This window comes from Streptomyces sp. NPDC018045 (assembly GCF_044327445.1).
Lineage (GTDB): Bacteria > Actinomycetota > Actinomycetes > Streptomycetales > Streptomycetaceae > Streptomyces.
Genome location: NZ_JBIRFL010000055.1, coordinates 1 through 10,221 on the forward strand (window position 1 = coordinate 1; position 10,221 = coordinate 10,221).

The window sequence follows — 10,221 nt, forward strand, 5'->3', positions numbered from 1 at the left end:
GGCCGGACGAACTCCCACTCGGCATCCGACAGCTCATGTCGACGTATCACCCGACCATGATCCACCACGCAAGATCATTTGAAGACACGACCTAGAGCATCCGCGAGTGGAACGCCGCCCGCCCCGGCCCCCCTGCACCCGGTCCGCCCTGCTGCCCGACTGCCAGGCCGATGCCTTCCTCCTGCACCTGCAGCCCCAAGCGGTGGAGCGGCACCCTGCCGCCAGGTTCGGGTGCGGGCGCGATGCCGACTACACACCGCATTGGGCAGGTTTGCCCTGCACGGAGAGGTAAACCCCTTGTCTGCCGACATTTATGATCTTGGGCATGGGGCGGATACCGGAAGTGGTGCTGCGGGGGCGAGGCGTCGTCTTCCGGCTGGAGGCGTATGCGGTGCGGGTGGTGCGCGGCCGCACCATGTGGACAGTGCCGCTGGCGGCGATCGACCGCGTCGCGTACGCGGGAGGGCGCGTCCTTCTGGAGCTGTCCGGCGAGGATGCCGTCCAGGACGGCGCTTTCACGCTGATCACCCGCAACGCCACCGCCGCCGATGCCTTCGTGCGGCAGGTGCGGACCGCCCTGGCGTGCCTACCGGCCTCGGGGCAGAGTCCGACCCGCGTGGTGAGAGAGGACGCCGGCCGCCGCCGTTGGCGTCTGCCGCGTCTGTCGGCAGGCGCGAAGATCGGCCTGGGTGTCGTGCCGTACCTCGCGTTCGCCGCCGTAGCCGTGGAGGAGGGCGCCGAAGCCGGGGTAGGCGGCCTGGTGGGTTTCATCGTGGCCTACGGTCCCGCGGGCTGGCTGATGCTGTACTTCGGCTGGACCGAAGTGGTGCGCGACGCCCTGATCCTGCGACGGCGCGGCATCACCGTTGCCGGTCGGATCCGGGACTACAAGTGGCGCCGCATCGGGGAGGACTCGGGAGAGTGGCACCCCGTGTATGAGTTCCAAACGCTGGAGGGCCAGCGCCTGGTCGTCACCCAGACTGCCGGACACGCGCACAAGGGCGGCAGCGGACCGGTGGACGTGACCTACGACCCGCTGGCACCGACTCGCGTCCGGGGCCTGCGCGACAAGGGGCTCACCGTACGCGGCACCGTGCTGACCTTCTTCGGCGTGCTCTCAGTCCTCTTGATGCTCATCCCGCTGTGGCTGGTCATCTCCACACTGCTGACGGCCTGACCCCGTCCGGCGCCGCTGCCGCAAGCGGCAGTCTTCGGCCACTGCGCCAGCGGCCGCGTGCCCTTCGCCGCGGGCAGGGCCCCGGACGCCGAAGAGCAGCCGGTGAGGCCGTGTCCGCCGCCTGTGAAGGTCGTTGAAGCTGACATCACGGGTGACGTACGCCACAAGGGACGGGGGTTCCTGAGCGCTTGGACCGGGAGTTCGGCGCCGACTGTCTGGGCGCGTTCGCCACCTGGTTCTGGCGGTATTTGATCGTACTGGTGGGGCGCGTGCGGGGATTTCCGCCGTGGCCAGATACACCCTGGGAATAACGCACGGTAGCGGTGGCGGTCCGGGCTGTCACCGGCGTAGCGTCCTGTCGCGTCACGAAACCCCCGGGCGGCGGCAACCAGCCCCGGGGGCCTCGTTCATCATTCTGTGAAGATCAAGGAGTTCTGGATCCGTGCACCCTGACCCTTGTGCGCACCGGACCGGTGCGAGCCGGCCCGACAGGCGTGAAGCTAGCATGCCGCAGCCCGGCTGCCGCGAAACGTATGCCTGGGAAGTCACCGTCACCACCACGGCCCTCGTCGGCACGCTGATCGTGTCCCTGGTGCTGACCGGCGCGGCACCGACGTCACTGCCCCTGCTGTGGGCCCTCACCGCTGTGGTGGCGGACGGGAGCGGTATCCGCCTGCGTTACCTGCGCATTCGCGCGGTCTGATGCCGACCGCTGCTCGCGACCAGTGCCGGGCCCGCCCGCGGGCCCGGCCCGCCACCGGTCGTCTCGTGTGACCGGTGGCGGCACGCACCCGCGATCTTCACGGGGAGAAATACAGCCTCGGTGCGCGCGAAGTGCCCGCCCGGATGCGGAAAATCCCAGCCTCACGTCCCCGGAAAGGGTTACCCATGACGTCAGCCGTTCGCCGCACCTGCGCCCGCTGCCACAAACCCCTCACCTACGGCGGCCGCGGCCGCCCCCCCCCGCAGTACTGCTCCCGCTCCTGCCAGCGCAGGCGCCGCCCGCCCGCCCAGGCCGTACAGACCGGCCCGCGGCGCGTGGAAGCCCTCGAAGCCGTCCACCACGCCACCGGCAGCCTGCTCGATGCCGAATACGGCGACCACCCGGACCTGGTCCGCAGCCTCGAAGCCCTGCTGACCGTACGCCAGCACCTGGAGGTGCTCGACTCGCTGACGGTGCAGCAGTTGCGCGCCGACGGCACCCGGTGGGAGACGGTCGCCGAGGCCGCCGGGATCAGCGAGTCCACCGCCCGCCGCAAGTGGGGGCGGGCTGCCGCCCAGCACAAGAACTCGGCATCTCCGACGCGACCCACTCCGGCCGCCCGCCCCGCCGCCGCGGACTCCGTTCCCCTGCCCCACCAGCGCGGCACCCCCGCAAGCCCGCCCGGTCGCCCGCCCAGCGACGCAGAAGGACTCCCGCCCACCGCGCTGGGGCTATCCAGCACCCAGCAGTTCGCCAGCGCCCTGTCCCATCTGCAGCGCAGCAGCGGCAAGGCCGTCCGCGACATCGCCGCGGACGCCGGCGTCTCCGCCTCCTACGTCTCCCGCGTCATCTCCGGAGAACGCCTGCCCTCCTGGAGCGTGGCCCGCCGCATCACCGTGGCCTGCGACGGGGATCCCACCGCCATACGCACCCTGTGGTGCGCCGCCCGCGGCGTCGCCCCCTCCGCCAAGGTCACCTCCGAAGACGCCGTGGGCGCCCTGCACGCGGCCCTGCGCGGCCTGTATCTGTCCGCCGGCCGGCCCGACCCCTATCTCCTGCACACCCAGTGCCAGGGCTCCCTGTCCGAAGAGCAGATCACGCACGTCTTCGACGGCCAGTACCTGCCCGACTGGCCCGTCCTCGGCGCCTCGTCCTCGCCCTCGACGGCCGGCCCGACGCCCTGCACCCCCTGTGGAACGCCGCCCACCCCACCACCCCGGCCCCATCCGCACCCACTCGGGTCAGCAACCTCGCACTGCCGGCCAGCGCCTTCGGATAACCACCCCGCCACGCCCCACCGCTCGCTCGTCACCCGGGGGAGACGACATGCACCCCACACCAGTCCGCCTGCCCGACCAACCACCCCTCGGCATCCGCCTGCCGCTGGACTTCGCCGCCTTCCGCCAGATGCGTCACACCCTCTACCGACGCCATGCCCTGCTGCGCCTGGGCGAGTGCCCCGCGGCCGACCACGCCGTCGAACATGCCCTCGACGCCCTGGCCACCGACTGGTGCCGCATCCTCAGCAGCCGCCGCCCGGCCCGCCACGCCTGGCAGATCCTGACCGCCAGCATCGAGGACCAAGACCCGAGCCAGACCAGCGCCCCGCCGACCGCCGCCCGCACCCTCTACACCCTGCTGCCCACCCGCCAGGCCGACGCCATGCTCCTGCACCTCCAGCACGTACCCCCGCACCAAGCCGCAGACTTAACCGGGCTCGATGCAGCCATGCACGCCTACTACCTGCGCACCGCCCAGCACACCCTCGACGCCCGCCTGGCCCCGAGTCCATAACCCGGCTCCGGAAGAGCGTTCGGCGCGGCGCACGGGCGCTCAGGTGCTTCGGCGGCAGAGCCGTCCGTACGGATGGTGTCCGGGAGAACCGGCTCCGGCGCCGGCTCACCGTTCTCGTAGCGGCCTTCCCCGGCATACCCGTCCGGATAGACCACTCGTTTGTCGTGCGACTGGCGCCCCGTCATGCCGTCGAACTGCGGCAAGTAGCGTTTGAACAGCTCGTGCTTGAAAACACTGGGCAGTGCTTTGTCCGCCCAGTACACGGCCTCGTCACGCAAGAGCCAGTAAGGCCCGTCCCCGCCGCATCTTGGCGCCTTGGCAGGACAGGGCCATGGCGCCACACTGCGGAGTATGACGACCCCGGAGACTCCCAACGGCAGCGAGCCGGAGCCGGAAGGCACCGGCGGCCCGGTCGAGCCCAGCCGCAACGGCGATCCCGGCGGGTCCGATGAGGACCGCATGGGCGGCGGACCCCCCTCCCAGTGAGAGACAGCACCGTGGCCACGGCGGTGGAACTGCGCGCCAAGTGCGCGGCCGAGATCGACAGCTTCGGCCGGCTCGGTTACTTCAACAACCGGCCGTGGCTGCGTACCGCCTTCGAGACGGTGCCGCGCGAGCATTTCACCCCTGATCTCGTGTGGGTGCCCCAGCGCGGACAGGACGGCCTGTATCCGGTACTCGACCGGCACGAGCAGCCGGAGCAGTGGCTGGAGGCGGTCTACAGTCCCCGGCTGGCGCTGATCACGCAGATCGCCGACGGCACGGTCCGCATCGAGGACGGTCCTGCCGACAGCAGCGACTTCACCGCCTCGATCTCGTGCCCGGCTGTCGTGGTCGACATGCTCCACTACCTCAACCCCCGGCCCGGCGAACGCGTGCTGGAGATCGGCACCGGCACCGGCTACAGCAGTGCGTTGCTCGCGCACCGCACCGGCGCAGGCAACGTGACCTCGGTTGAGCTGCAAGCAGACCTCGCCGCGTCCGCGCATGGGCGCCTGCACACCCTCGGCTACGGCGGGGTTCAGGTCCACGTGGCCGACGGGGAAGCGGGCTGGGAGCAGGGGGCTCCGTACGACCGGCTCATCTCCACCGTCGGCATCCACCGCGTTCCCCTCGCCTGGCCGCGACAGGTACGGCCAGGCGGGCTCATCATCACCCCCATCAGCACCCCCCTGGGCAGCGACGCCCTGCTATGGCTCCAACCAGACGGGAACGGCGGCGCACACGGCGGCCTGATCACAGGCGTGGCCTTCATGAAGCTGAAGAGCCAGCGCCAGCGAGCGCCCTGGCGCGAATTGGGCTGGCCACGGTTCCCGGACTGGACCGTCACGGTCGGCCGCGATGGAGAACAGCGCATCCGTACCAGCACGGAGCCGTAACGAGGCCCGCACCTGTCTGTTCTCAAATCCCGTGTCATTTTCTCCGCCGCAGTCTCACTCCAATGTCATGTCGCAGGTCAGCGGCTCGTGTCCGGACGCCCTGTCGCACGGCAGATGGCGGATTCTCACGCGGTCTCATCCGTGTTGTCGGATTCGCAGTGCCTCGCGTGCCGGGCATGGTCTTCGCCTCGTTCGGGTGGTTCGGTCTCACGCCGTAGGCTGCGTTCTCATCGTTCCTGTCACGGTCGTTTGCAGCAGGTACGCGAGGACCGGAGGGGCTGATGGACATGTTCGACGGAGTGCGACGGTGGTAGCGAACCGGACGTGGCTCGCCCGGACGATGAACCGACCGCGGTTCCAGACCGCGGCTCCCGCCGCTGACGGCCGGCCGTCAGCGGCGGGTCTCGATCCGCAGGCCGCCGGTGGTCACCCGGCGGATGGGCTCGCTCGCCAGCAGCTCGTGCGGCTGGCCGAGGCCGATCGCGCCCGCCGCGTCGAGCCGGGCCAGATGGGTGCCCGTCAGCTCGACCGTCAGAGCGCCCAGGTTGTCCTCCAACTGGGCGGGGGTGCGGGCGCCGAGCAGCGTGCTCGTCACGCCCGGCTTCCGTAGCGTCCAGGCCAGCGCCACCTGGGCCGGGGTGTGCCCCAGCTCCCCGGCCAACTCCCGGACCACTCCGGCCACGCCGAGGCTCCGTTCGGTGAGGGTGCCCAGGGCGAGGTTGTGGCTCCGACGGGTGCTCCCGTCGGGGCCGGCGCCCGTCGCGCCCACGTCCTGCCGGCCGTACTTGCCGCTGAGCACCCCGCCGCCGAGCGGCGAGTACGGGACCACGCCCAAGCCCAGCTCCAGGGCCATCGGGATCAAGTCGCGCTCCGCGGTGCGTTCGATCAGGCTGTACTCGACCTGCAGCGCGACCAGCGGCGACCAGCCGCGCAGGTCCGCGATCGCCTGCATCCGGGACACCTGCCAGGCCGGGGTGTTGGAGATCGCCACGTACAGCACCTTGCCCTGCCGGACCAGGTCGTCCAGGCCGCGCAGCACCTCCTCGACCGGCGTCCGGAAGTCCCAGACGTGCAGGTACAACAGGTCGAGGTAGTCGGTGCCCAGCCGCCGCAGGCTGCTCTCCACCGAGCCGAACAGCGCCTTGCGGTGCCCGCCCCCGGAGTTCGGGTCGCCGGGGCGGCGAAGGGTCGAGTACTTGGTGGCCAGCACCAGGCGTTCGCGCTCCTCGTGGGCGAACTCGCCGAGCAGGCGCTCGGAGCTGCCGTCGGTGTAGGTGTCGGCGGTGTCGAGGAGGTTGCCCCCGAGCCCGACGTAGCGGTCGAACAGCTTGCGGGCCTCGGCCCGTTCGGCACCCCAGCCCCATTCGGTGCCGAAGGTCGCGGTGCCCAGGGCCAGCGGTGAAACCCGCAGTCCCGAGCGGCCCAGCAGCCGGTAGTCGTCCAATGCCAGTGCCATCAGGTCCTCCTGTGCTCGCGTGTGCTCGCGTTCCGTTGCCGGGACCGAGTCTGCGGCGGCGGCCGTCCCCGGATAAGGGAGGGAACTTCCTGGGAAGACCGGTCCCACCCTGGCGGTTGGACCGGTCATGACGACACGAACCGTGGACCCCACCGAGGAACTGGCCGCCTTCCTGCGCAGTAGGCGCGAACGGCTGGACCCGGAGCGGCTGGGCCTGCCCGCGCACCGGCGGGCCCGGCGGACGCCCGGACTGCGCCGCGAGGAGGTCGCGGAGCTGGCCGGGGTCAGCACCGACTACGTGGTCCGGCTGGAGCAGGGCCGGGGGCTGCGGCCCTCCGCGGAGGTGCTGGCGGCGCTGGCCCTGGCCCTGCGGCTGGCGCCCGGCGAACGCGACTACCTCTTCGACCTGGCCGGACGCCGCCGCCCCGGCAGCACCGGCGGCGGGACAGCCGCCGGCCCGGCGCCGTCGCTGGCCCGCCTGGTCGACGACCTCTCCCCGCTGCCCGCCGTACTGATGGACCACCGCTACGACCTGTTGGCATGGAACGCCGAAATGGCCCGGCTGCTACCGGACTTCGACGCCGTGCCGCCGGAGCGGCGCAATGCCATGTGGCTCTGCCTGCTGCACCCGCCGATGCGCGGCTTCTACGCCGACCGCGAGTCCGCGCTGCGCGACGGTGTCGCCCACCTGCGCGCGGCCTGGGCCGCCCACCCGCAGGACCGGGCACTGGCCGGCCTGATCGCCGAATTCATCGCACAGGACGAGGATTTCGCGCGCCTGTGGGCCGAGCGGGAGGTCCGCGTGAACGGCCGCGGCCGCAAGCTGCTGCGGCACCCGGCTGTCGGGGCGATCGCCGTCGATTTCGAGGTCCTGCTCCCGCTGGAGGACCCGGAGCTGCGGCTGCTGATCTACCGCGCCGCGGACCAGGAGAGCCTCGCATCCCTGGACCGGCTGTGCGCCCGGTGACGGTCACCCGGGACTCTGGCCACCCGGCGCTTCAGCGAACAGCCGGCGACAGGGAGAACGGGCACCCGTACATCGGCGTCAGATGTCAAGATGGCAACGACCGCCGAGCTCAGGTGACGATTCGCGCGGATCTGCACCAGCCTCGGCCCGGCAGGACCCGCTCCACCAGAACGTCTGCACAGCTCGCGCGTTCCAGACGCGGCTTCGAGCGAGGTGCGAACTGGTTCGGCGTAGGTGGTGCGGACTCGATCAGGACCGGATACTTCCTGTCCGCACACCAAGTCTGTGAGATCAGCCGCTGCCACACCTGGGCGTTCGCGCCCCTGACGCACTCTGTCGGCTGCCGGGCCCACTATGATCAGCGCCGGGCCCGGGGCGACCGGTACGCAGCGGCACTGCGCCACCGGTTCGGCAGGCTCCTCGGCTGCCTCCACCACTGCCTGCGCACCGGTGAGCACTACCAGGAGGAACTTGCCTTCGCGTCTCACAACGAGGCGGCCGTTGGCGAGGAGACGGGCGGCCGAAAACACACCTAGGAATTCACCTCGGACCCTCGAGTCCTGACGCGGGAACGGTGCCCGGCCGCCCCGTCCGCCTTCCGCGCCCGGCGCGGCCCTGCTCCTGCAGGGCGCGGTAGTCGGCGATGAGCTGGGCCACCGGTTCGCTGGTGTAGCCGTCGGCCGCCTCCAGCGCGGCCTCGGGCAGCTCGCCGGCGCGGTAGCCCAGGGCGGGGTGCCCGGCCAGGTGCCCGCACAAGGCGTTGAGGCGGTCGAGGAGTTCCGCCTGCCGGGCCTGCGTGGGGCTGAGGGAGCGCCACCAGGCGTACCGGCCGGGGGCGGTATCGGGGCGGGGCGGCAGGCTGCGGCGCAGGGCGTCCGCGCGCATGCTCATGGCGTTCCACACGGGCACCGTCAGCCGGTGGGCGAGCCGGGCGCGCGTGTCACGGTCGGGTGGCGACGCCGTACTCACGTTCATGTGCCCACTCTGGCAGCCACCACCGACAACCGGCCGGGACCGCGCGGCGGCCGCCGGCGGGTTGCCGAGACGGGCGACACCGGATCGAGGCAACCGGCGCCGAGATGAGCACGACTGCCGCCAGAGAGCAGAGCAGAGCGGATCGGACGGCGGTGCGGGATGTCAGGGCAGCCTTTTAGGGTGGCGGCGAAGGTGCAGGCGGTCTGCAGTCAGATCCGGGGAGAGGTGTCGTGGGCGACGGAATTCAGTGGTTGATCGATGGAGACACCGGGCTGGACCCGATGACCGGTGTGGTGTTCGCCCGCGGCATCGGCGCCCGTGCACTGGCGGCGCGCCTGGGAGCCCCCGGGGGCCCGGGGGCGGGGCCGATGACCGATGAGGAGATTCTGGACCTGGATGTGGAGGCATACCGGCCGGGCGGGAGCGGTGATGGTGTGGTGCGCGTCGGTGAGCACGCCGGGTGGGCGTTCGCGATCGAGTACGGCGACTGCGAGGGCCCGTCACGCCTGGAGAACGTCTCCCGCGAGGGTGTGGAGGCCGTGTACTACTCGCACAATCCCGACCATCCGCCGACCATCGTGTTCTATGCCCGCGACGGCCGCCGCCTCTGCGGCTTCGGGCTGCGCGAGGAGTGGGCCCGCTGGGGCCAGGAGCCGGACCTGCTGGTACCTGATCTCATCGCCGCCCGCATCCTTGCAGCCGACGGCGCTGCTCTTCGTGAGGATGGCGGCGACAACGCCGCCGATCGCAAGCGGCGTGCCCTGGCCGTCTTCGAGGACCGCTTCGGCCTCTCCCTGCCCCGGACCGCCTTCACCGTCGACCGGCTGCCCGTTCACGCAGTCAACGGGGCACCCGCCCCGGACTTCGACGCCGTCCGCGCCTGGGCCAAGTCCCAGGGCCACCCCGTTCCGGATGAGCGTCTGGGCCTGGTCCCCGCCGGTCTGCGCCGCTCCTACGACCATGCCGTCCACGGGCAGCAGCACCTTGACGGCATGGCCTCGGCGCCGATCGTCGCCACCTTCCACACGAGCGGAGTGCTGAGGCACGCCGCGGAGTAGGTCTTCCCCTGGACCCGCAATGCCGGGCCAGGTACGGCGGCCCTTGCATATCCCGGCATCCTGGACGTCGGCGCGTTTCGATGAGGCCCTGTGCCTGGACCCGGCTTGCGACGGAAGCGGGCGTGGCTATGCACCCGTCAGCGGTGCTCCGCCACGCCCGGTACAGCAGCGGCGAGAGAACCAGAAGGTCACGGTCTCAATGCGCCAGGTCGAGCGAGTTCGGCTGACCCGAGCGGAGGTCCGCGCTGGCGCCGGATGCGGCTGCGAGACAATCTGCTCATGGGGATCGACCTGCAACTGCACAACGGCCGCCCGCACTGGCCCGGCCGGCGCTCGAAGCGCAAGCCGACACTGATCCGCCAGTCCCACGGGCATGGTGAAGCGCTGGCTGAGTTCATCGCCACGCTTCCCGCCAACACGTCGGGGAAGCTCTGGACGGTCGACCCCTACAACGACACCACCTTCAACGAGCAAGAGGCGGAGGCCGCGCTCCGCGAAATACCCGATCTCCTCGACCGCTGCACGGACGCCTCCCACATTGCTGCCCTCCGCGACCTCGCCGGATACCTGAAGGACTGCGCAGCCACTCCCGGCAGCTATCTCCTCCTGGTGGGCGACTAGTGACCTGAGTCAGAGATTCGGTGGCAGTAGGCGGCGACTTTGTCGAGGATCTCGTCGGCGGTCTTCGTCCAGACGAAGGGTTTGGGGTGTT

At 71.0% G+C, this 10,221-nt stretch carries 11 protein-coding genes and 1 pseudogene; 9 read left to right on the forward strand and 3 right to left on the reverse strand.

Going from position 1 to position 10,221, the window contains the following annotated elements:
- Positions 1 to 325 precede the first annotated feature (325 nt).
- Together ACH4EB_RS38100 and ACH4EB_RS38105 are read left to right on the forward strand one after the other, a co-directional pair.
- Entirely contained in the window at positions 326 to 1,177 is an 852-nt protein-coding gene (locus tag ACH4EB_RS38100) for a DUF3592 domain-containing protein (protein ID WP_398353115.1), read from the forward strand.
- Positions 1,178 to 1,682: 505 nt separating this feature from the next.
- Positions 1,683 to 1,880, forward strand: coding sequence for a hypothetical protein (locus tag ACH4EB_RS38105; protein ID WP_398353101.1), 198 nt, complete (start codon positions 1,683 to 1,685; stop codon positions 1,878 to 1,880).
- A gap of 191 nt (positions 1,881 to 2,071) precedes the next feature.
- Here the strand turns inward: ACH4EB_RS38105 and ACH4EB_RS38110 are convergent, their stop codons facing one another.
- A complete protein-coding gene (locus ACH4EB_RS38110; RefSeq protein WP_398353102.1) occupies positions 2,072 to 2,461 on the reverse strand; it encodes a hypothetical protein in 390 nt (129 codons plus the stop codon).
- Between ACH4EB_RS38110 and ACH4EB_RS38115 the strand changes: the two are divergent.
- The 4 genes and pseudogenes from ACH4EB_RS38115 to ACH4EB_RS38130 all read left to right on the forward strand — a co-directional run.
- Positions 2,354 to 2,797 (forward strand): annotated as a pseudogene (locus ACH4EB_RS38115) (helix-turn-helix domain-containing protein); the annotation flags it as partial. The gene ACH4EB_RS38110 and the pseudogene ACH4EB_RS38115 sit on opposite strands and share 108 nt — an antisense overlap.
- Positions 2,798 to 3,206: 409 nt before the next feature.
- A complete protein-coding gene (locus ACH4EB_RS38120) occupies positions 3,207 to 3,674 on the forward strand; it encodes a hypothetical protein (protein ID WP_398353103.1) in 468 nt (155 codons plus the stop codon).
- A 351-nt stretch (positions 3,675 to 4,025) separates the two neighbouring features.
- Positions 4,026 to 4,160, forward strand: a complete 135-nt coding sequence (locus ACH4EB_RS38125; RefSeq protein WP_255304262.1) for a hypothetical protein — start codon at positions 4,026 to 4,028, stop codon at positions 4,158 to 4,160.
- Positions 4,157 to 5,053, forward strand: a complete 897-nt coding sequence (locus ACH4EB_RS38130) for a methyltransferase domain-containing protein (RefSeq protein WP_398353105.1) — start codon at positions 4,157 to 4,159, stop codon at positions 5,051 to 5,053. The genes ACH4EB_RS38125 and ACH4EB_RS38130 overlap by 4 nt, the downstream gene beginning before the upstream one ends.
- Positions 5,054 to 5,444: 391 nt before the next feature.
- On the opposite strand, the gene ACH4EB_RS38135 is transcribed toward ACH4EB_RS38130, so the two are convergent.
- Positions 5,445 to 6,509, reverse strand: coding sequence for an aldo/keto reductase (locus ACH4EB_RS38135; protein WP_398353106.1), 1,065 nt, complete (start codon positions 6,507 to 6,509; stop codon positions 5,445 to 5,447).
- 127 nt (positions 6,510 to 6,636) lie between these two features.
- Here ACH4EB_RS38135 and ACH4EB_RS38140 point away from each other — a divergent pair, with 127 nt between their 5' ends.
- Entirely contained in the window at positions 6,637 to 7,476 is an 840-nt protein-coding gene (locus ACH4EB_RS38140) for a helix-turn-helix domain-containing protein (RefSeq protein WP_398353108.1), read from the forward strand.
- A 540-nt stretch (positions 7,477 to 8,016) separates the two neighbouring features.
- On the opposite strand, the gene ACH4EB_RS38145 is transcribed toward ACH4EB_RS38140, so the two are convergent.
- Positions 8,017 to 8,451 carry a hypothetical protein gene (locus tag ACH4EB_RS38145; protein ID WP_398353110.1) on the reverse strand — a complete coding sequence of 145 codons (435 nt, stop codon included), beginning with the start codon at positions 8,449 to 8,451 and terminating at the stop codon, positions 8,017 to 8,019.
- 251 nt (positions 8,452 to 8,702) lie between these two features.
- Here ACH4EB_RS38145 and ACH4EB_RS38150 point away from each other — a divergent pair, with 251 nt between their 5' ends.
- Together ACH4EB_RS38150 and ACH4EB_RS38155 are read left to right on the forward strand one after the other, a co-directional pair.
- Positions 8,703 to 9,509: a DUF6461 domain-containing protein gene (locus ACH4EB_RS38150; protein ID WP_398353112.1), complete on the forward strand. Its 807-nt coding sequence runs from the start codon at positions 8,703 to 8,705 to the stop codon at positions 9,507 to 9,509.
- Between the two features lie 255 nt (positions 9,510 to 9,764).
- Positions 9,765 to 10,130 carry a hypothetical protein gene (locus tag ACH4EB_RS38155; RefSeq protein ID WP_398353114.1) on the forward strand — a complete coding sequence of 122 codons (366 nt, stop codon included), beginning with the start codon at positions 9,765 to 9,767 and terminating at the stop codon, positions 10,128 to 10,130.
- Positions 10,131 to 10,221: the final 91 nt, after the last annotated feature.